17 protein-coding genes are annotated in these 21,722 nt (G+C 59.0%); 4 read left to right on the plus strand and 13 right to left on the minus strand.

From position 1 onward, the window contains the following. Positions 1–84 precede the first annotated feature (84 nt). The 10 genes from MUN79_RS20690 to nagB all read right to left on the minus strand — a co-directional run bounded on the left by MUN79_RS20690 (position 85) and on the right by nagB (position 15,968). The gene (locus MUN79_RS20690) at positions 85–2,235 is read right to left on the minus strand and encodes an Ig-like domain-containing protein (RefSeq protein WP_244674478.1); all 2,151 of its coding nucleotides are present in this window, start codon (positions 2,233–2,235) and stop codon (positions 85–87) included. A gap of 66 nt (positions 2,236–2,301) precedes the next feature. After that, positions 2,302–4,245 carry a glycosyl hydrolase family 18 protein gene (locus MUN79_RS20695; RefSeq protein ID WP_244674479.1) on the minus strand — a complete coding sequence of 648 codons (1,944 nt, stop codon included), beginning with the start codon at positions 4,243–4,245 and terminating at the stop codon, positions 2,302–2,304. After that, positions 4,242–4,889, minus strand: coding sequence for a hypothetical protein (locus tag MUN79_RS20700; protein WP_244674480.1), 648 nt, complete (start codon positions 4,887–4,889; stop codon positions 4,242–4,244). Before MUN79_RS20700 ends, MUN79_RS20695 begins: the two co-directional genes overlap by 4 nt. 293 nt (positions 4,890–5,182) lie before the next feature. Then, a complete protein-coding gene (locus tag MUN79_RS20705) occupies positions 5,183–6,823 on the minus strand; it encodes a beta-N-acetylhexosaminidase (RefSeq protein WP_244674481.1) in 1,641 nt (546 codons plus the stop codon). A 5-nt stretch (positions 6,824–6,828) separates the two neighbouring features. Beyond that, entirely contained in the window at positions 6,829–7,053 is a 225-nt protein-coding gene (locus tag MUN79_RS20710) for a hypothetical protein (protein ID WP_244674482.1), read from the minus strand. A gap of 172 nt (positions 7,054–7,225) precedes the next feature. Continuing rightward, positions 7,226–8,818: a SusD/RagB family nutrient-binding outer membrane lipoprotein gene (locus MUN79_RS20715; RefSeq protein WP_244674483.1), complete on the minus strand. Its 1,593-nt coding sequence runs from the start codon at positions 8,816–8,818 to the stop codon at positions 7,226–7,228. A 56-nt stretch (positions 8,819–8,874) separates the two neighbouring features. Further along, a complete protein-coding gene (locus MUN79_RS20720; protein WP_244674484.1) occupies positions 8,875–9,204 on the minus strand; it encodes a hypothetical protein in 330 nt (109 codons plus the stop codon). Further along, positions 9,183–11,897: a SusC/RagA family TonB-linked outer membrane protein gene (locus MUN79_RS20725; RefSeq protein WP_244674485.1), complete on the minus strand. Its 2,715-nt coding sequence runs from the start codon at positions 11,895–11,897 to the stop codon at positions 9,183–9,185. The genes MUN79_RS20720 and MUN79_RS20725 overlap by 22 nt, the downstream gene beginning before the upstream one ends. Positions 11,898–12,580: 683 nt before the next feature. Further along, positions 12,581–13,912: a sugar MFS transporter gene (locus tag MUN79_RS20730; protein WP_244674486.1), complete on the minus strand. Its 1,332-nt coding sequence runs from the start codon at positions 13,910–13,912 to the stop codon at positions 12,581–12,583. A 139-nt stretch (positions 13,913–14,051) separates the two neighbouring features. Next, entirely contained in the window at positions 14,052–15,968 is a 1,917-nt protein-coding gene (gene nagB, locus MUN79_RS20735) for a glucosamine-6-phosphate deaminase (RefSeq protein WP_244674487.1), read from the minus strand. A 575-nt stretch (positions 15,969–16,543) separates the two neighbouring features. Between nagB and MUN79_RS20740 the strand changes: the two genes are divergently transcribed. Next, complete coding sequence (locus tag MUN79_RS20740) at positions 16,544–17,632, plus strand: LacI family DNA-binding transcriptional regulator (RefSeq protein ID WP_244674488.1); 1,089 nt, start codon at positions 16,544–16,546, stop codon at positions 17,630–17,632. Between the two features lie 254 nt (positions 17,633–17,886). Beyond that, positions 17,887–18,327 carry an FKBP-type peptidyl-prolyl cis-trans isomerase gene (locus tag MUN79_RS20745; protein ID WP_311136538.1) on the plus strand — a complete coding sequence of 147 codons (441 nt, stop codon included), beginning with the start codon at positions 17,887–17,889 and terminating at the stop codon, positions 18,325–18,327. Between the two features lie 174 nt (positions 18,328–18,501). On the opposite strand, the gene MUN79_RS20750 is transcribed toward MUN79_RS20745, so the two are convergent. Continuing rightward, positions 18,502–18,960 (minus strand): hypothetical protein, encoded by a 459-nt coding sequence (locus MUN79_RS20750; protein WP_244674489.1) that lies wholly within the window; start codon positions 18,958–18,960, stop codon positions 18,502–18,504. Then, a complete protein-coding gene (locus tag MUN79_RS20755) occupies positions 18,957–19,625 on the minus strand; it encodes an acyl carrier protein phosphodiesterase (RefSeq protein ID WP_244674490.1) in 669 nt (222 codons plus the stop codon). Before MUN79_RS20755 ends, MUN79_RS20750 begins: the two co-directional genes overlap by 4 nt. Positions 19,626–19,743: 118 nt before the next feature. On the opposite strand from MUN79_RS20755, the gene MUN79_RS20760 reads away from it, so the two are divergent. Together MUN79_RS20760 and MUN79_RS20765 are read left to right on the plus strand one after the other, a co-directional pair. Beyond that, a complete protein-coding gene (locus MUN79_RS20760) occupies positions 19,744–20,250 on the plus strand; it encodes a pyridoxamine 5'-phosphate oxidase family protein (RefSeq protein ID WP_244674491.1) in 507 nt (168 codons plus the stop codon). Positions 20,251–20,359: 109 nt separating this feature from the next. Then, on the plus strand, positions 20,360–21,052 hold the full coding sequence (locus MUN79_RS20765) for a spheroidene monooxygenase (RefSeq protein ID WP_244674492.1): 693 nt from the start codon (positions 20,360–20,362) through the stop codon (positions 21,050–21,052). Positions 21,053–21,134: 82 nt separating this feature from the next. Here MUN79_RS20765 and MUN79_RS20770 read toward each other — a convergent pair whose 3' ends face one another. Continuing rightward, a complete protein-coding gene (locus tag MUN79_RS20770) occupies positions 21,135–21,668 on the minus strand; it encodes a hypothetical protein (protein ID WP_244674493.1) in 534 nt (177 codons plus the stop codon). Between the last annotated feature and the right edge of the window lie 54 nt (positions 21,669–21,722).

Here is a 21,722-nt window from a genome sequence, read left to right on the forward strand (position 1 = left end):
ATGTTGCCTTCCCTCTTCACTAATACCCAACTAAAAAGGGCACCCACAGTGGGTGCCCTTTTCATTAACTGATAATCCAAAGCCTTACTGATTCATAATCCGCTTGGTCAGCGTCTTGCCGTCGGCCGTTATCCGTAGCACGAGCAGGCCTTTGGGTAGCTTCGTGGCGGGCAACTGCAGGCTCGTCACGTTCTGGTACGTAGCCCGGCTGACCTCGCGGCCCCGGTCACTGACGACAACAACCGTTACCTGCTCGTAGCTACGGCCCAACTCCACCGTCAGTGCCGAACCCTGAGCCGGGTTTGGATACACCCGCAGCTCAGCGGTTTGGGCGGATACTACATCGGCGGGAGCGGCAGTACGGGCACTGGCGCAGGGGCCCACGAGCTGCCAGGGGCAGTACTGGCAGCTGGCCGTGAGCGGATCCTCGTTCTGGGTCCACCACTTGGCCACGTACACATTGCCGTTGCGACTGGCCTGCATGTCCTTCGTGTACACGGCCGTCGCTGACCAGGCCGCTACCGTGCAGCCCCCCGTCGAGCCGCCTGTCACCGTCACGCTCACTGCCGCCGAGGTCGTCACAGCCCCGGCATTATCGGTAGCCCGGGCCGTAATCGAGTAGGTACCCGCAGCCACACCCGTCCAGCTGAAACTGTAGGGTGCCGTCAGGTCTTCGCCCAGCTTGGTGGTACCCTGGAAGAACTCGACTTTGCTCACCGTGCCATTGGCATCGGCCGCATTAGCCGTAATGGTAATGCTGGCCGGGGCTGTGTAGGCAGCACCACTAGCTGGGCCTGTCAGGCTGACCGTGGGCGGCGTATTGGTAGTGGTGCTGCCGGTGACGGTCACCGTTACGACGGCCGAAGTTGTGGCTGACCCGGCATTGTCCGTGGCTCTGGCCGTGAGCGAATAGGTACCCGCGGCTACGCCCGTCCAGCTGTAGCTGTAAGGGCTGGAAGTATCCGTCCCGAGCAACGTTGAGCCATTGTAGAACTCCACCTTGCTGACCGTGCCGTTGGCATCTGCCGCAGTGGCCGTTAGGGTAATGCTGGCCGGAGCGGCAAACGTGGCATTGTTGGCTGGGCCCGTCAAACTCACAGTCGGCGGCGTGTTGTTGCCGGTGTTCAGGGTACTGAAGAAGTTGTAGGCATTGGTAACGAAGGAGTAATTCTGGGTTTTGTCCCAGTTTATCGACCACGTCATGATGCCCCGCAGGTTGGGGTAAGTGGTGTTGAGCACGTACTGTCCGCCGTAGCTTATGCCTTTGACCAGGTAGTTCAGGGCCTTGGTCACGTCGGCGGGGGTTACATAGCCGCCGGCGGGGGCCGCGCCGTTGCCAGTGGCGGGCAGGCCGAAGGCTACCTGATCCTGGCGCAGGGCGGGAAAGAAATTAGCCGCGTTGCGGGCTACCGGAAAGCCCTTGAGCAGCATGTCAGTCATGGCCACGATAAAGTCGGCCGTGCCCTGCCCGTAGATTTTATCGTCCAGCGCGTTCTGAGAACCAGTGTTGTAGTACTGCACGTGCACGAAGGTGAGCAAGTCGCGCAGGCCGTAAAGAATGGGCAGGTAGCCGCCGAAGGCCGTGCCGTAGTTACCGTAGCCGCCCTGCACGTACTGCACCTCCGGGGCCGAAGTCAGCCAGAAATCTTTGCCTTGCCCCCGAAAAAACGTGGTGAGTTCCCGGGCGGCCGTCACCAGGTTGTTGATCTTGGGCGTGGTAGAGTTTTTGAAGTTGGTGTCGCCGGAGTTCAGGATAACCGAGGTGCCTTCCAGGTCAATATCGAACCCGTCGAAGCCGTACTCGGTGATAATGGCTTTCATCGAGGTGACGAACTTATCCTTATCGGCGGTGGTGTTGAGCTCCACGGGGGCATCGGCCCCGCCTATCGAAATCAGCACCTTGCGCCCCTGGCTTTGCAGGGTGCGGATGTCGGCAATAAACTCCGCTTTAGACTGCTGGGTCGGGGTGAAGGTCATGGTCATGTCGCCATAGGCCACGGGCGTGGCAAAGGCAATGTCAATGACGTTGTAGCGCGAATCCACGTCGCGGAGGCGGATGTAGGGCGCGCTGGCGTTGTTCCAGTTGTGGAAGTAGCCCACGATTACCCGGCTCTGGGCCGCGGCGTCAAAGCCGCAGGTCAGCAGCACGAAAAAGAAGGCCAGCAGCCGCAGCAACGACTTTTTACGCCCCAGCGGGGCAGACTGGTGCGGCGGTAATAGTTTGCGTGTTTTCATAGTGGTAGGAAAGAGTTGGTTGGGAAAAGAAAAAAAGGGAAGCCCGCGCAGAGCTTCCCCATAGAACTATTCATTGAGCAGGCGCTTGGTGAAAGTCTGGCCGTCGGCCCGCACCTGCAGCACCAGCACGCCCTTGGGCAGGGCCGGCAAGACCAGCTCGACGGTACGCGTGTTTTTGGCGGCTACCTTGTAGGGCTTGCCCCCGCTGATGCCGGTCAGCTCCAGCTCCACTTGTTCGTAGTGCCGGCCCAGGTCCAGGGTAAGTTTGTTGCCAGTCAGCACCGGGTTGGGGTAAACCGTCAGCGCCTCGGAAGCCAGGCTGGCGGGAGCGGCCGTGCGGGCACTGGCGCAGGGGCCCACGAGCTGCCAGGGGCAGTACTGGCAGCTGGCCGTGAGCGGGTCCTCGTTCTGCGTCCACCACTTGGCCACATACACATTGCCGTTGCGGCTGGCCTGCATGTCCTTCGTGTACACGGCCGTCGGCGACCACGCCGCTACCGTGCAGCCTCCCGTCGAGCTGCCGGTCACCGTCACGCTCACTGCTGCCGAGGTTGTCACAGCTCCGGCATTATCAGTAGCCCGGGCCGTAATCGAGTAGGTACCCGCAGCCACACCCGTCCAGCTGAAACTGTAGGGTGCCGTCAGGTCTTCGCCCAGCTTGGTGGTACCCTGGAAGAACTCGACTTTGCTCACCGTGCCATTGGCATCGGCCGCATTAGCCGTAATAGTAATGCTAGCCGGGGCCGTGTAGGCAGTACCACTAGCTGGGCCTGTCAGGCTGACCGTGGGCGGCGTGTTGGTAGTAGTGCTGCCGGTGACGGTCACCGTTACGGCCGCTGAGGTCGTCACAGCGCCAGCGTTGTCCGTGGCTCTGGCCGTGAGCGAATAGGTGCCCGCTGCTACACCGGTCCAGCTGTAGCTATAGGGGCTAGAAGTATCTGTCCCAAGCAACGTTGAGCCATTGTAGAACTCCACCTTGCTGACCGTGCCGTTGGCATCTGCCGCAGTGGCCGTTAGGGTAATGCTGGCTGGAGCTGCGAAGCTGGCGTTGTTGGCTGGCCCGGTCAGGCTCACCGTCGGCGGTGTATTGGTTGCCGTGCCTGAGGCGAATACTTCGTTGAGCTTGTTGACCAGCGGGGCCTTGGTATTGGGACTGAACACCAGCTTGCCGCCGTAGGTCGTGGTATTACTGGCCAGATCCAGCCAGTCGCCGCTGGCCGACCAGACGATGACGCCGGCCAGCTGCTGGTCTTTCACGTACTGCGCCTTCAGGCCCACCGACCGTTCGTTGTCGTAGCTCAGGAAGTAGGTGCCGTTGGTTTTGTAGGGCACCTTGGCGTTATCGTCCCAGAATTCGGTCCAGTTGGCCGTCTGGGCCACAATGGCCTGGTAGTTGGGCGTACCGTCCCACACGTCCTTGGGCCAGTTGGTAAAGTCGGCGCTGGTCGAGACCTGACCGTCGGGCGTCACGGTTTCGGGCCGTTTCACGGTGGGCGCGTTCAGGGCCGCCGGGCCGCTGGTTACCACGCCCCGGCCGTAGAAAGCCACGCCCAGATTCACCTTGTTCAGCGGAATGCCGGCCGCCTTGATGCCCTTGGTGGTGGCATCCAAGGAGAAATTGGCGGCCTCGGCGCCGGGGTAGTCAAACAGCGGGGAGTTGTGCCCGGCCTTGGTCGACCAGCCCCCGTTGTAGTCGTAGGTCATGAAGTTGAAGTAGTCCATCGACCGGCTCAGCCGAACCCAGTCGAACTGGCTGAAGCGCGACGGCACGGCCGTAAAGGCGGCCGTAATCAGCTTATTGGGCCCCACGGCCGCCCGGATGGCTTCTACCAGCACGGCAAAATTGGGGTAGTCCTGGGCCTGGCCGACGAAGTTCATGCCTTCCTGCCCGGGGTATTCCCAGTCCAAATCAATGCCGTCGAAGCCCAGGGCAATGAGCTTCTGACAGTCGCTCACGAAGCGGGCCCGCTTAGTGGGGTCGGCAGCCATGTCGCCGAAGTGCTTACTCATGCTCCAGCCCCAATGGAGGCCATGACCTTCACGCCCTGCTGATGGGCCAGGTCGATGAGGCCGAGCCGGCCATTCTGCTTGCGAATAGCCAGCGGAAACGTGCCCGTAGCCCCAGTATTCACGTTCGTCCAGCCGCCCGCCGCGTTGCGGTAGCCCAACGAGTAGGCGTAGCTGCCGTCGGAAATGTACTGCACCAGCTCCAGCTCGCCCTGCAGCAAATACAAATCCCAGCTGCTGTAGGTGTCGGAGTTGACGAGCGGGGCCGGCTGCTGCACCGAGCCGGGCTGGGCAATGTTGGGGTTGCGGTAGTCGCCGCTGTGAATGGAGCCGTCGACGGCCACCCCAAAAAAGGAGAAGTTCAGAATCGTGTACTGGGAGTAGTCCACGTTCAGCTGGTTGAGGCTGCCCTTGGGAATCAGGCCCGGAATGTCCTTCCAGGGCCCCCACTGGGTCAGGTAGCCGATAATCTGCTTGTTGTGGTCGGTACGCTTCTTGGGCACAGTAGGGCTAACCTGGGCCTGCAGCACGCCGGGTAACAGACAAAGCAGCAGGGCGAGCAGACCTAGCAGGCGCTTGGCCGGGGCAGCCTTTTGGGCAAGGCGGGGCCGGGCTTCGGCTAGCCGAAGCATCGTAAGAGTTTTCATAGCTGTGAATGGGGTTAGATGGGGAATCCAAAAATCCAGCAGCAATGAATGCCGCGGAAGTTGCGCTAGGTTCTTGCGGCCCCGCAAGAGTGCGGGGCGGGTAGTGCCGGTTGGGCGAGGGGCAACAACCGGCCGGGACCCCGTCGCGGCGGGACCAGAATGGCTACCAAATGAGTTGCTTAGGCAAACGTAGGCCGCGGGGTAAGGCCCGGGAACTCAGATTGTGGGCAAGAACGGCGCAACCGCCGTGGTGTGCTCTTGCGGAAACAAGAAGGACGGGAAAAGCGGAAATGTTAATTAACCAGCAGCTCGGCCGGCGGGCTTTTACGGCCGCTGGGCGTAATCGTAACGGCCCGCACGGTGAGGCCCTTGTTCAGGGGTACGGCCAGGGGTTTGGTGTAGAGTTCGGTGGTTTCGTCGGGCAGGTGGCCGTCGAGGGTGTAGCGAATCTGGGCACCGGGCACCAGGGATCGAAGCGTAAACACGGCCTTGCCATTCTGACGGACTACGCTGGCGCTGTCGAGGCCCAGGGGCTCGGGCACCCGGTAGTACACTTTCTTGGCGTCGAGGCGGGCAAACTGCTGGCCCATGCGGGGCAGAAACTCGGTGTATGTCTTGCCGGCTGCCGGCCGCCAAGCTACTTCCGACACGGCCAGCAGCCGCGGAAACAGCATGTACTCGGCCGCGGCGGGTGTGGTGATATACTCAGTCCACATGTTGGCCTGGGGCCCGAGCACGTGCTTTTGCTGCTCCGGGGTCAGTTCGGCCGGCAGCGGGTTGTAGTTGTAGATGACGTCGAGCGGAATGTAGCCCCCAATCATCAGCGGCTCGAAGGGGCTGTGGGGCTTCTTGCTCTGCCCGTAGTTGATGTACAGGTGGGTAGTGGGCGACATAACCACGTCGTGGCCCATCTTGGCGGCCTCAATACCGCCTTTCTCGCCCCGCCAGCTCATCACCGTGGCGCTGGGCGCAATACCGCCCTCCAGGATTTCGTCCCAGCCGATGAGCTTTTTGCCCTTGCTTTCCAGGAACTTCTCGATCCGGCGGTTAAACCAGCCCTGCACCTTCTCCACGTCAGTGTAGCCCTCCTTCTTCATGATTTCCTGCACGGCGGCGCTTTCCTTCCACCGGGTTTTGGGCGCTTCGTCGCCGCCAATGTGCACGTAGGGCCCGGGAAATAGGGCCGTTACTTCACTCAGTACGTCCTCGAAAAAGCGGAACGTGGGTTCGGTGGGGCACACGATGTCCTCGTTTACGCCCCACATGGTCCAGGTTTCGTAGGTGCCGGGCTTGCAGGCCAGCTCCGGGTACGCAGCCAAAATGGCCACCGAGTGGCCCGGCATTTCGATTTCGGGCACGATGGTCACGTAGCGCTTCTGGGCGTAGGCCACCACGTCGCGAATCTGGTCCTGGGTGTAGAAGCCACCGTAGGGCGTAGCGTCGTACTTGAACTCGGCGGGCGTTTTGAACAGCTGCTGGGCCCCAATCAGGGTTTCCTTGCGGAAGGCGCTGACCTGGGTGAGCTTGGGGTATTTCTTGATTTCGATGCGCCAGCCCTGGTCGTCGGTCAGGTGCCAGTGGAAGGTGTTGAGCTTGTAGGCGGCCAGCAAATCGATGTAGCGCTTGACGAAGTCCACCGAGAAGAAGTGGCGGCTCACGTCGAGCATGGCCCCGCGCCAGCGGAAGGCCGGCTGGTCATTGATACGTACGTAGGGCACCGCAGCCGTAGCCGCCGACTTAGCCGGCAGCAGCTGCACCAAGGTCTGAGCTCCGTAAAACAGTCCCGGCCCACCGGCCGCCGTAATCCGGATGCCCTGCTGGTCAACCGTGAGCTGGTAGCCTTCGGCGTTGGGCGTGGCAGCCGTAACCAGGGCAATATTGGCGCCCGCCCGGGTCGAGGTCAGCGTGACGGTTTTGCCCAGCCCGGTTAGCATTTCTTTCAGCAGACCGGCCACATTCCCCCGTCTTTGCCCACGGCGTAGATGCTCACTTTCTGGGGCAGGGCATACGTGGCGGTGTAGGCTTTCACCTCGCGCGGCAGCGGCACCAACCCCAGACGCTGCGCCGGAATTTCGGTCAATTGAGCCGAGGCTGACGGTGCAGCCAACAGGCTTACCGCCAGAATTCCACCCAGCCGGGTAGCAAAAGAGAAAGAAAAGGGCATAAACGGTGGGTTGAGCGCAAGAAAATGGGTTGGTGAAACGACTAGCGCCGCCAATGTAAGGACTCAGGGAATATTTGCAGGATATAGCGAGTCGCCCGGCGGCCAAACCGGCAGCTGCCGCGTTGCCGCGGAGAAGCTGCCGGCTGGCCTTGTGCAGGCTCTCCCCTCCTGTTTATTTATCCCACCATACCCGACCAATCAGGTTGTCGCCGCCAGTCACGGCCGCGCTGGCGTCCCGGTAATTGTCGGGGTTGCTGGTAATTTCGGAGGTGGGGTACGGGAAGCGGCGCGGAATCTGGCCGTTGGTGGCATTGTTGGGATACACCACCGGGGTGAGGGCCGGAAAGCCGCTGCGACGATAGTTCGCCCACGACTCGTAGAAATCCAGCATGGTGTTGGTCAAGGCCCAATATTGGGTGTTGATTTGCTCCAGCCCGTTGGCTGCATTATAGGGGTGAGCCGCCAAATAGGTAGTGGCCTCTGCCTCAGCCACAGCCATAGTTGGGTCGTACTGGCTCAGGTAGGTCATGGCGGCCGTCACGCCGGCGTTGTAGTGCTGGGCGGCGCTGCCGCCGATACCCCAACGCTGGGCTGCCTCGGCCAGTAGCAGCTCCGACTCGCCGTAGGTCAGCACAAACGTGGGTCCGTTGCGCTTGATCATCCCGGGGCTGGGCGAGGAATAGGCTGGAAACGTCGTGTAGTTGGCCGCGCCCGAGATATCGAAGGCTGCCCGGCCGCTCAGGTCCTTGCCGTTGGGCATGCCCTTCTGTACCGCCGGAGTCGAAATAGCGCCCGGATTCTGGGTTTTGCTCACGTCGGTGAGATAGAGCTGGGTGACGGCTATTTTCGAGAGGCGCGGGTCGTTGTTGCCTTTAAGGTAATCAATGAAGGTTTGGGACCATTTCACGTAGTAATTCTCCTGGCCTCCGTCGCCGAGCAGCACCTGGCTGTTGCGGTTCTGGGTTACCCGGGCCCCGGCCACGTCGTGCACCACGTAGGCGTTGTCGGCGTTGCTCTGCATGGTTTTGCCCACCACCTTGGTGGCGTAGGCCTGCGCCTTGGCCGGGTCTACCTTGGTCAGGCGCATGGCCAGACGCAGCAGCAGGGTGTTGCCCAGCCGCTGCCACTGGGCGATGTTGCCCTTGTAGAATACGTCCCCGCTCGGCACGTCAGCGTTGGGGTCGAGGGCAGCAGTAGCTTCTTCCACTTCCTTAAGCAGGTCGTTGTAGATGTCCTGCTGCTTGTCATATTTAGGCCGGATTGTGCCCGTGTAGTAGCCCTTGCCCGCTTCGTTGTAGGGCACGTCGCCGTAGAGGTCGGTGAGGCGCTCCATAATCAGGGCCCGCATGATGCGGCCCACCTGATGCAGGTTTTTGTACTGGGCCTTGCCTCTTGTGAATTCCACCATGTCGGTTACGGGCTTCACCTGCTCGGCGTAGGCACCCACAGTATTGCCGCCCCAGTAGGCGGCGGTGTAGGCCTCATTGAGCAGGTACTTGTCGCCGGCCCAGTAGCTTACCACGGTCGAGAGGCCCTGGATGACGGTAGCGCTGTAAATCAGGTTGGCCCGCCAGGTGTCGTAGGCAAAGTCGGAGCTCCCGGTGTAGGCCAGTTGGGAGGTAGTCAGCAGGTAGTTGGCATCGAACGTCGATTGGGTATAAGTCGACGGGTTGGTGTTGATGTCCTCGAAATCATCGGTGCAGCCGCTGGCCAGCAGCAGGGCAGCCAGCAGAGCGGCGGGGTACTTAGGAAAAATATTTTTCATGGCGAAGGGCGTTGAGAGGAACTGCGGAGGCAGGCACTAGAATTTGGCGTTCAGGTTCAGGCCGAACGTGCGGACCGGAGGCACCCCCCGAGTTCCAGACCCTGGGCAAAGGCATTATAGTTGCCCTCGGGGTCGATGTTGTCGGTGTTGCGCTTCAGGAAAGCCAGGTTGCGGGCCACCAGGCTCACCGTCAGGCGCTGGATATGATTGTTAAACAACCCGTTGGGAAAAGAATACCCCAGCGTTACCTGCCGCAACTTAATGAAGTCGGCATCTTGCACAAAGTCTTTCGACACGTTATTAGCCAGCGTGCTGTAGTAGGTAGCCGCGTCAATGTTGTCGGTGCCAAAGGTGCCTTCCCGATTCACCAGGGTCCGCTTGTGCAACCCGAAGAGGGTGCCGTAGTAGTCGGTGGCCGAGAAGATCTTGCCCCAAACTTGCCATCAATCAGCACGCCCAGATTCAGGCGCTTATACACGAAGTCGTTGCTCCAGCCCTGGGTCCAGGGGTGAAAGGCCGTACCAAAGGACTTCAGCTCGCCGCGGGCCGGCACCCCGTTGGGCGTGGTGGCAATGCTGCCGTCGGCGTTGTACTTGTAGTCGTAAGCCAGCACCTGCCCGTAGGGTTGACCCACAATCTGACCTACGAAGCCTACACCCGAGCGCGAGGTAGCGTACACCGACTGCTGCTGCCCGGCGGCCAGCGACAACACCGTGTTTTTGTTGTAGGCCGCGTTGTAGGAGGAAGTCCAGATGAAGTCCGTGGTGCGAATGGGCTGCACGGTCAGCAGCATTTCCACGCCCTTGTTTTCCATTTCTCCCGAGTTGAGCACGGCGCCCTGGTAGCCCGAGCTGATGGAGGCCGGGGCAAAGACAATTTCGTCCTTCGAATTCTTCTTGTAGAAAGTCAGGTCCAGCCGCACGCGGTTCTTGACAAACGCCAGCTCCGTGCCGATTTCTATTTCCTGAGCCCGGGAAGGCCGCAGCCCCGTGTTGGGAATGTTCACGTTGTCGGGGCTGATGGTGCCCAGCGGCAGGCCGTTAAGCGACGTGGGCAGGAAGGCGTAGCTCAGTTGGGTCTGGAACGGCAGCGTGGCCTGGCTGACTTCTGAGTAGCCCGCCCGGATCTTGCCGAACGACAGGAAGTCCGGCTTCACCAGCTCCGAGAATACAAAAGAGGCGCTGATACCGGGAGTCGTATTGAAAAGCTTGTTGTCTTTGCCCGGCGTGGCCAGGGTCGAAAACCAGTCACGGCGCAGCGTGGTCGTCAAAAACAGCAGCTCCCGGTAGGCAAACTCCAGCGAGCCGTAGGCCGACTGCACTTCCTGGTCGCTGAAGAAGCTTTGGGCCGACTTGTTCTTAGCGTTACCCAGAGTGTTCACCCCAAACACGGCCAGGTCGGAGCCGATGTTCTGGAAAGCCTCCGACTTGGTCCGCCGGTAACTAACCCCCAGGTTGGGCGTGAAGGCGAAGTCGTCGCCTACTTCAAACGTTTTCCCGATTAGCCCGTCCGCGTTCAGGTCCGTAAACTGGGTGGTCAGCTCCGTAATGCGGCCCGTGGGCAGGTAGGCCGTGCCCGAGGGCGTCACGCTCGTAAACCGGTCGGTGTAGCCGTCGCGTCCTACCCGGCCCTGCAGGAAAAGTCCATTTTCGAAGGCATAGCGCGCACTCACCGACGAGAGCAGTCGTTCCCGGCGGGTGTTGTTAACGAATCTGTAGGCGGCAAAGTAAGGGTTGGTGTTGTAGGGGTTGCCGGTGTTGTACTGCAGCTCGGTGCGGTCCGCATTTACCGTAGGCTCCAGGGTGCGCACGTCCAGGCTGGTGGGCAGGAAGGTCACGTTGAAGTTGGCATTGCCGGCGCCGTCGGAAAGAATGGGGCGGTTATCGGCCTGCTCCAGAATGTAGTTGGCCCGCGCGTCGATGGTCAGGCGCTTAAACGGGTCGAAGGTGCCGACAAAGTTGAAAGTCTGCCGGCCCAGCCCCGAGTTGGGCACTACGGCCTTGTTGGTCAAGTTGCTGGCCGAAAGCCGCACCGAGCCGCCGGTGAATGCCTTGTTGAAGGCCAGGGTGTTGGTCCAGCTGTGGCCTGCGCGGTAGAAATTCTGCAGGTTGTCTTTCTGCGCTACGTAGGGCCGCACGGTACCGTCGAACTGAATGACCTGCGAGCCGTCGAGTCGGCCACCCCAGCTGGAGTTGCCGACCTGCGCGGCCCCAACGGCCGTAGTGGGTTTGATGTTATTGGCGCCCTGCCCGTACTCGTACTGCCAGTCGGTGAGGCTGAAAATTCGCTCGGTTACGTAGTTGCTGTTGAACTCGATTCCCTCGTTGTTCTTGGCGCTTTTCGTGTTAATCAGAATTACGCCGGCCTTGGCGCGGTAGCCGTACAGGGCGGCGGCGGCGGCGCCTTTCAGCACCGAAATGCTTTCAATGTCGTCGGGGTTGATGTTGGAAATGGCGTCGCCCAGATCGGGGGAGTTGTCGTACTGCCCGCCGGTGTTGGCAACGCTGGGCTGACTTTCCACCGGTATCCCGTTGATGACGTAGAGCGGCTGGTTGGTTTGGTTCAGGCTCGACACGCCCCGGATAATAACGTTGCTGGAGGAGCCCGCCCCGCCGGCGGTAGAGTTTACGTTCAGGCCGGCTACTTTCCCCACCAGGGAGTTAGTCACGTTGGTTTCCCGTGCCTGAGTCAGGGTTTCGCCCTTCACCTCCGTGACGGAATAGCCCAGGGTTTTCCGCTCCCGCGCTACGTTCAGGGCCGTTACCACCACTTCGCCCAGCTGCTGGGCATTCTCGCTCAGCGTCACATCGACAACCCTTCTGGACCGCACCGCAATGGTTTGCGGAGTAAAGCCAATTGAAGAAAACACCAGGGCGGCCGTATCGGGGGCCGCAATGGAATACGCCCCGCTGGCATCGGTGCTGGTGCCCTGCTGGGTACCGCGGACAATGACGGTGACGCCCGGCAGGGAGCCGCCTTTCGCGTCGGTGACCTTACCAGTCACCGTCAGGGTTTGAGCCAATCCTAAGCCCGGCAGGCTCAGGAGCAGCAATACAGTAAGCCAAGTAAATTTTCGCATAGCCTTCAGTGGGGGTTGGTGAGAGAAAACGCGGCAACCAGCTTCACAAGCCCGACCGCAGCGGATTCTCAGGCTACACAGGCCTAGAAACCACCCGAAAATCAGGCAGGAAAGAAGAATTCGTATTGAATGCGCAACTAGGTGGGCGTACTGCGGGGCAGTACCGGGAGCAGGCTCTGACGGGCAAAGCGGCTGAGTTAATCAGGGATTATCCAGCCGGAACTACGGTATTATCGACGACTTCTGAAGCTGCAAACAACTTCATAGTCAGGTAATAGAGCGTGGAGCAGGGTACTCGGGCGTGTGCATAAGCGGCCACCTAATGGAAAGACAATAAGAGCCGGCCGTATTCGCAGGGGTAGGATACAGACCTTTAGGCTAAGCCCAGACACCTTATTCTCACCAGTATTCCAAATAGCCTGATTCCGAGAACAAACCAAGACTAATTGAATAGGTATTACTGGCTATGCTCCAAACTTAGATTTCCTTGGGCGACGAAACAAGCACTATTAAGAAAATATGTGTGCGCACACGCAGAAATTTCGATTCAAAGTGCCCGCACACGCAGGAAAAGCTATTCTCAAAAATCCAAAAAAGTCTGCGAATAATAGAGCAGTTGTTATGCCCTACTCCATTTAAGTATTCGATTATTATTGATATAATTTTTCTTGTATCCACTCAACCTAGATACCGTTCTCAAGCGGCGCGGGCACCAAACTGGCCGGGGCGCTGGCAGCGGCAGGCACAGTGTACTTTGCCTGGCTTCTCACTTGGTAGGCGTGGCCCTTCCAGCCAAAAAACAGTATGTAGAGGTAGCACGGAATCAGCAACACATACGCATACTGCAAGCCGATGCTTTCGCTAAGCAACCCATAGACGTAGGGCAAAATGGCCCCGCCCCCAATACCCATTATCAACAATGCGGAGCCCCGCTCGGTCAGTGCGCCAAGGCGCTGAATGCTAAGCGGAAATATAGCCGGCCAGAGCAGCGAGTTGGCCAGCCCCAGCAGGGCTACCAGCAATACCGATACGTAGCCGTGGGTGCACACAATTCCTAAGGTACAGCCTACGCCTACCAGGGCGCAGATGCTCAAGGCCGTCTGCTGATTAACGTAGCGGGGAATGGCCAACACACCAATAACGTAGCCCACCAGCATGGCTACCAGAGTCAGGGAAGTGAAGTTACGAGCCACATCAAGACTGATGCCTTGCTCCCGGCCGTACTGGATAATGGTGTCGCCGGCAATTACCTCTACTCCTACGCAGCAGAAAATGGCCAGCACGCCCAGCAGCAGGTGCGGAAATTGAAAAATGCTGCGGGTTGGCTCCTCGCTGGCTTCCGCAGCATCTTCCGGCAGCGGGCCGATTTCGGGTAGGCTGGAAAGCCGAATCAGGACGGCCAACACTACCAAAACCACTGCCATAATCACGTAAGGGCTTATAACCCGGTCGGCCAACTGCTGAAGAAGCGTAGCCTTCGCGGCCGCTGAACTAGTAGCCAGCTGGGCTTCCAGCGCCGTGGCTCCCTCCAGCACCACCGCCCCGATAAGCACCGGACTCAGGGCACCCGCTATTTTACTGCAGATGCCCATGATGCTGATGCGCTGGGCCGCACTTTCCAGGGGCCCCAGAATAGTAGCGTAGGGATTGGAAGCGGTTTGGAGCAAAGCCAGGCCCGCGCCCTGCACAAACAGCCCGAGCAGAAACAGCCCAAATGAGCGGGCGTGGGCCGCTGGCACAAACAGCAGCGCCCCAGCCGCCATAACCAGTAGTCCCAGCGCCATTCCGTTTTTAAAGCCAGTTTTCTGCAGGATAAGTGCCGAGGGAATGGCCAGAAAAACGTAGGCAATGTAGAAAGCAAACGTCACCAGCAGCGCCTGCGAATAGGTCAGTTCACAGGCCAGCTTTAAAAATGGAATCAGCGTTCCGTTGAGCCAGGTTATAAACCCGAAAATAAAAAACAGAGCGCCAATAATAGCCAGCGGCGGTACGACACTTCGGGAAGCTTGTTTCATAGGGCAGAAAAGGGCTTGGGGCAGGCAACCAGCAAGACCACAGCGGTGGCAGCAGCTGCCGCTGAAAAAAGCGGCAGCTGCCCAAAACAAGTTGATTACCAGCCTTTGGTGGGAATTTCGGAACTTCTCTGAACCGGCCCTAGAACCGGTGGCGGACGAAAGCTTCCATAGCTTCGTACTCGGCCAGCCCCAGCTTGTCGTAAAGCTTGGCCGTGGTGTGGTTGCGGTCTTCGGAGCGTTGCCAGAACTCGCGCTTGTCGTTGCCGGGGAACACGGCGCTGTCTTTCTGCGACTGGTGCTTGAAAATGGCCTTGCGCTTGCGCAACAGCTCTTCCGGGCTGATGGGCACGGCCATTTCGATTTCTTCCACGTCCCACTCCTGCCAGGCGCCCCGGTACAGCCACAGGTTGCAGTCCTCCACCCAGGCCTCCTTGCCTTTGAGGCGGGCCAGGGCGGCAAAAATGGCGTCCAAGCATACCCGGTGCGTGCCGTGCGGGTCGCGCAGGTCCCCGGCCGCGAAAATCTGGTGGGGCTGAATGTCCTGCAGAATGTCGACAACGGCCTGAATGTCGGCCTCGCCCAGGGGCTTTTTCTTTACCTGCCCGGTTTCATAGAACGGCATGTTCATGAAGTGCACGTTCTGCTCCTTGACGCCGCAGAAGCGGCAGGCGGCGGCGGCTTCGCCCTTACGGATCAGCGCCTTGATGTCCTGCACCAGCGGACTGTCTTCCTCGCCCAGCTTTTTATACCGTAAGAATTCAACTACTTCGTGGTGCTTCTGCTGCATATCGGCCGCGCCCACGTTCATTTTTTGGGCGAAATCCAGGGCAAAATCCGCGTAGCGGCGGGCGTCGTCATCAAATACGGCAATGTTGCCGCTGGTTTGGTAGGCTACGTGCACATCGTGGCCCTGGTCGACGAGGCGCAGCAGGGTGCCGCCCATGGAAATAACGTCGTCGTCGGGATGGGGACTGAAAATCAACGACCGTTTGATGGCCGGCTCGGCCCGCTCGGGGCGGTGGGTGTCGTTGGAGTTCGGTTTGCCGCCGGGCCAGCCCGTAATGGTGCGCTGAATAGCGTTAAACACCTTCAGGTTAAGATTATAAGCATTGCCAGCCTCCACCAGCAGGTCGCTCAGGCTGCCGTCTTTATAGTCTTCGTCGGTCAGCTTGAGAATGGGTTTCTGGGTTTTCAAGCTCAGCCAGATTACGGCCCGGCGAATTAAGTTGTCGTCCCAGGCGCACATGCCCACCAGCCAGGGCGTTTTCACCCGGGTCAGCTCGGCGGCAGCCCACTGGTCGACAACGACGGCCACGCGCGGGTGCAGCTGCAGAAAGGAAGCCGGCACCTCGTCCGAAACCCGGCCCTCTACCGTTTTATGCAGGATTTTAGCTTTGCCCTCGCCCCAGGCCATGAGCATGATTTTGCGAGCCTTCATAATGGTGCCCACGCCCATTGTCAGGGCCCGGAGCGGCACGTATTCTTCCTTGATAAAGTCTTTGGCCGCGTCCGTAATAGTCAGCGGGTCGAGCTTTACTAGGCGGGTCGTTGAGGTGATGGCCGAACCGGGCTCGTTGAAGCCGATGTGGCCGGTGCGACCAATGCCCAATAGCTGCAGATCAAGCCCGCCACAGTCCTCAATGAGCTTCTCGTAAGCCTGACAGTACTCTTTTACCTTGTCGATGGGGAGCGTACCGTCCGGGATGTGAATATTCTCGGGCAGAATATCGATGTGGTTAAACAGGTGCTCGTGCATGAAGTAGACGTAGCTCTGAAGCTCGTCGGGCTGCATCGGGTAATACTCGTCGAGGTTAAAGGTGATGACGTTGCGGAAGCTCAGCCCTTCCTCGTGATGCAGGCGAACCAACTCTCGATACACGCTGATGGGCGACGAGCCGGTAGCCAGGCCCAGCACCACCATTTCGCCTTTCCGTTGCTTGCTGCGAATCAGCTCGGCAATTTCGTAGGCCAGGGTGACGGCTCCCTCCTGGACGTTGTCAAAAATAGTGACCGGGAGCTTTTCAAAGGTGGTTTCGGGATAGTTGAGGACTTCCATTGCGGCCTTTCGTATTTAAAAAGTGGGGATTTTAAGACGAAGCAAGAGGTGGCCGATACCGGTGGCTCATCCCATGATGAAACCATCCTGTAGCAGGCGGCAGGTCGGTAAGCCGAGCGGGTAATGACTAACTAGGAAATATAAGCTGTATAGCCTTTAGCCCAGAAATCGAATAGGATTTTCCTGGCACTTAGAGTAGCATCTAAGCCAAACGTAAGAAAGCTAATGAACTAATGCAAGGGAACTAACAAATAAATGTGTGCGCACACGCAAATAATTATTCCGATGAGTGGGCGCACACGCAGCTTTTTATATAATTCATACTATATTTATCAGGCATCACGCTTTAAGTAGGAAGAAAGACAGATACCTTATACAACTTCTGAAATCCGGTAAAGCTGTGTAGCTGACTAAAAGCTGTTCCTGAAGCCAATCTTGCCGTAGCTCATTAATACGAGCACCTATACCTCTCTTCCTTCTCACAACTGTAGCATTGGAGTCCTCGGCTGCTTGTCGCCCACGTGTTACCTTCGTGATATCTTTGGCATGTTTTACCAGTAAGCGCAGGGTACCCCATGAAGAAAAACGCGGTGCGCATTAAGGATATAGCGGCCAAGGCCAATGTCTCGGTTGGCACGGTCGACCGGGTGTTACATAACCGGGGCCGAGTGGCAGAGGATGTGCGGCAGAAGGTACTGTCGATGATGAAGGAAATGGAGTACGAGCCCAACATGATTGCGCGTACCCTCGGCTCCAACCGCACCTACCAACTAGCTGTCCTGCAGCCCGATCATACGCTGGACCCCTACTGGCAAGCCCCGTGGAACGGCATTGAGAAAGCAGCCCGGGAACTCAAGCAGTACGGGTTGAGCATTGTGGTGTATCCGTATAATCTGACCGAGGTAGAGTCGTTTCGGGAACAGGCTGAAGCGGCCACTAGGGCTACCCCTGACGGTATTCTGATTGCCCCGCTGTTCTACCGGGAGTCGCTGGCTTTCTTCGAGCAATGGCAGCAGCAGGGCATTCCTTACGTGTTATTTAACACGTATATCGCCGAGTTGCAGCCACTGAGCTACGTGGGGCAGGATTCCTACCAGAGCGGCTTCCTGGCGGGCAAGCTGGTGCACATTGGGCAAACCCAGCCCGGCACGTTCCTTATTGCCCACATTGCCGAGGATATTGCCAACTCGGCCCACATTACCCAGAAGGAGCGCGGCTTCCGCGACTACTTCGCCCAGCTGGCTACCACTCCTGAACTGGCCGCCCCGGACCAGCCCAAGAGCCAGCACACCGTACTCAGTGTGGATCTGCCCCACCCTGCCGATCCGTCGTTTGCCCGCCTGCTCAACCGGCTGCTAGACGAGGAGCAAACCCAGCTCAAGGGAATTTTTGTGAGTACCTCCAAGGCGTACGAAATTGCGCCCTACCTGCAGGCTTACCGCCGGGAGGACATTCGCCTGGTAGGTTATGATCTGCTGGAGAAAAACATTCACTTTCTCAACGAGGGCGTCATTGACTTTCTGATCAATCAAAATCCCAAGAAGCAGGGCTACCGGGGCATTTATGCACTGGCCGACCTGCTGATCTTCAAGAAAGAGGTGCTGCGGCTCCGGTACCTGCCGCTCGACATCATCACCCGGGAAAACCTCGAGTACTATCTGTAAGCTCGGCGGCTAATTTCTACGCCCAGCGGGTGCGTCCCCAAGGGTAATTCGGAGCTGCGCCACCAAACGGGTTTCGGCGAAGGCGGTAGGCAGGGCCCCCGCCGAAACAGACCATCAAACCCGTTTGGCGTATAACCCTGGTCTGGGGGTTACAGTATCTATAGAATTCTGAGCCGCTTTTTACCGGCCATTTCCGTAACTAGCCGCCCTAAACTGTTTTTTCACCCAACCCGGATATCGAATCCACCCCGATTATGGCCCAGATCAGCCCTAATAAAGTCGTTACCATCACCTACGACCTGAGCGTAACCGACGAAAACCAAGAGAAAGTACTGGTAGAATCGGCTGAGGCCGAGGCCCCGATGGTGTTCCTATTTGGCCAGAGCGGCCTGCCCGAGGAGTTTGAAAGCCAGCTCAGCGGCAAAAGCGCCGGCGACTCCTTCAACTTCTCCCTGACTCCCGAGCAGGCCTACGGCGACTACGACCAGCAGGCCGTAGTGGACATCCCCAAGAATGTTTTTGAAATCGACGGCAAGATTGACGAGGAAATGCTCCAGGAAGGCAACTTCCTGCCAATGTCCGACAACCAGGGCAACCACATGCAGGGCAAAATCGTCGAAATCGGTGCCGACACCGTGAAGATGGACTTCAACCACCCCTGGCCGGCATGGTCATGCACTTCGATGGTAAAGTAGCCGCCGTGCGCGACGCCACTCAGGAAGAGCTGGCCCACGGCCACGTGCATGGCGAAGGTGGTCACCACCACTAGGCTCTTGCCGCTACTACTGATACTGAAAACGGGGCCTTCGGGCCCCGTTTTTTTGGTAGCTGCCTAATGGAATACGGCTTGCCAAACGCTAATAGTGGTTTTACTTCTTGGTAAAGTGTAGGGAAAGGACATTTCTGCTTGGATAAACATCGGCGGGGCCGCAATAGTACGACCCGGCTCCTGTGCCAGCCTTTGCCCACTCCATGGTTGTGGAATTGACAGAAATTAGCTCGTGCTCGTCCACTACATTCCCGGGGTATAGGAGCTGAATATAGGTTTTCCCCTGGGCCCGCTTAATGGTGTAAGGCCGACTATACGTACCGCCTCCTTCGTAGAGAATCTTTACCGAATCCTTCGTGACCACAAAGATGTCCTTGGTTGGAATTTCACTCGTGCAGATCTGGGTGTTATCCGGCTTGTAAAAGCTTCTCTTAACCAGGGAATTTTCCCAGGAGCCCAGGATTTGCTGCTCCGCTGTGACCTCCACCTTCTCTGATTCTTTTGTGCACGCCGTAAAGCTCAGCGCTACTAATGGCGCCAGCAGTAGTGTATGTTTCATGAATAGCTAGGGTTGAATACTGAGGGGTAAATGTAAACAAGAGCATCGAATATACACCTCAGTTTACCTGGTCGCCTCCACTCCGGCCCGCAACTCGGGCCAGAACTCCCGAAAGTCTGCCTCATAGGCCTCCTCTTCCTGCAGAAACGCTGCCGCCCCGTAGCCAGCACCGCCCCGCTGGGCACCCGGCGGCTCAGTCCGTATAAGGCCCGCTCTAGCCCTTCCGGCTGGGCATATCCCGTCAGCCAATCGTCGCGGCGCATATACTGGAACATGTGCTGCAAACGTTCAGGCAGCTCCGCCCGGCGAGCCTGCAGCAAGGCGTAGAGGCGCTGGGCAAAGGCGGGCAAGGGCTCGGCAGGATGAAAGTCAGAAAAGTCGCGGGCCAGCAGGTGGTCGTAGCCAACGTCGGCCACGACGCCGGCCCACTTGCCTAGGCCGGCTTCACGCAGGCGGGCGGTGGTGCGCCGCACCACGGGGTGCGTATCGGTAAAGGAGTCGATGAAGCGGTGCAGGTGAATGCCACGCTGCACCGTGGCAGGATAAGCCTGCACCTGCGCCCGGCCCCGCACGGCCTCGGCGGCAAAGTTGCCGATGACCAGGTCTTCGTAGTCGCGTGTAGTGGCGGGTGAGCCGGAAAGCAGCAGGTGAGCAAGAAAATTCATGGAGGGCAAAGTACTGGAAAACTGCGGCAAGAGCTTTTGCAAAGCCCGACCGTAGAACCTTCCCCCGCCCCGGCCGTACTTCCTTGCACACCCTTACACTACCAAAACCCTAGATACTATGGCCGAGCAAGTAGCCGTTAGCCACGATGTCACGAAGCTCGTGGAGCGCATCAAAGACATTAAAATAGCCATGATGACCACCGTGGAACCCAGCGGGGAGCTGCACAGCCGCCCGATGTACACCCACGAGCCCGAGGCCGACGGCACCCTGTGGTTTTTCACCGAAGGAGATTCCGCCAAGATTGACGAAGTACAGCAGGAGCGCCACGTAAACCTGGGCTACTCCAAGCCCGACCAGAACCTGTACGTGTCCATTTCCGGCACGGCCACCGTGGTCAACGACCGGCAGAAAATCAAGGATCTGTGGAGCGAAGGCCTGCGCGCCTGGTTCCCCAAGGGCTCCGACGACCCGAATATCTCCCTGCTGCGCGTGGATATCAGCCGCGGCGAATACTGGGACCAGCCCAGCAACGTGCTGGTACGCGCCTTTGGCTACGCCAAAGCCGTGGCTACCGGTGAGCGGTACCAGCCCACCGGCGACGAGCATACCAAGGTAAACCTCTAGGCGCCTGCGCCACCAAAGCAAAGGGCCGGAAGCAATTCCGGCCCTTTTTTGTTGTTTTGTCAGCCCTCCCCCGGCAAGACTTTTTTCGGCCGCTTCTCTGCTACTGCCCTTGCTTACCACCCTCACCATTTTCACGCTGCAACCCGGCACCACCCGCTGGGGCCTGGCTCAAATGGGCACCGCGCCCCGGCAGCTGCAGCGCGTAGCTGGTCTGCGCTTCTTTAAGATGCTAGGCAGCGGCTACGATTTTGGCTTGAAGCCCAACTTTCAGCGCTACGCCCTGATGGCTGTCTGGGAAACCATGGCTGCCGCCGAAACATTCTTTGCCACGCACCCGCTGTGGCTCAGCTACCAGCAGCATAGCACCGAAACCTGGACCGTGCAGCTCGCCCCGCTGAAAGCCCACGGCCTCTGGGACGGCCAGAACCCTTTCGACTATCACACTACTCCTGCCCCGGCCGACGGGCCGGTTGCCGTGCTTACCCGGGCTTCCATCAAGCTCTGGAAAGCTCCGCAATTCTGGCGGGCCGTGCCCGCTACCAGCGCCGCCTTTGCCCAGGCGCAAGGGGTGCGGGCCGCCATTGGCCTGGGTGAAATCCCGATTGTGCGCCAGGCCACTTTCAGCGTGTGGGAATCGGCGGTCAGCATGCAGCAATATGCTTACCGCGGGGCAGCACACAAGGGCGTAATTCAGCGTACCCGCCAGGAAAAGTGGTACGGCGAGGAGCTGTTTGCCCGCTTTCAGGTGCTGGGCGGCCAAGGAACCCTGGACGGCAAAAATCCACTGGAAGGTCTGGTATAGCCAGCCCCGCAGCAAGCAACTACGCTTCAGATACGCAAAAAGCCCGGCCAGCCGGGCTTTTTGGCATCATACGCAGCATACATTAGCTTCCGATGGGGGCCGTCCGGGTAGTCGGCTGGGACTTCAGGACCTGCTTCATCTCCTTTTCCTTCAGCTTTTTGCACGTCAGCACCACTACGGCGTCGTTGCTCATGGCATTTTCCTCGTAGCTCATGTGCACCTTCTTGCCGCTCCAGGCAAAGCGCTGGGCAAAGGCACTGCTGCGGGTGCCGGGGCCCGCCTTTTGCTGCAGGGCGGCCAGCATGGCCCGGCTATTGGCCAGCCCCTGGGTTTTGAGCAGAATCACGCTCAGCTTGCCCTGATAAAAGCCGTAGGTCACGTCGAACACTTCCCCCTCGCCAAGGGTTTTGGGCTCGGTTTTGCGGCGGTAGTAGCGCGTCTGTCCTGCTTTTTCGGCTAGGGCCAGGTCGCGGAAGGCGCTGGTGTCACTCTCAAAACGGGCACCCCGGTACCCATAGGTGTCGTCCAGGGCCTGAAGGCTGGCGGGGGCCTGCTGGGCCAATAGGGGCCCGGCCGTCAGCAGCAGCAGGCCGGTCAAGGTAGAGTAGAGCTTCATTAAAGACAAATTAGAAGTAGCACAGAACGTCAGAAGTCGGCAATATAAGCGCTA

This window comes from Hymenobacter cellulosilyticus (assembly GCF_022919215.1).
GTDB classification, from domain to species: domain Bacteria; phylum Bacteroidota; class Bacteroidia; order Cytophagales; family Hymenobacteraceae; genus Hymenobacter; species Hymenobacter cellulosilyticus.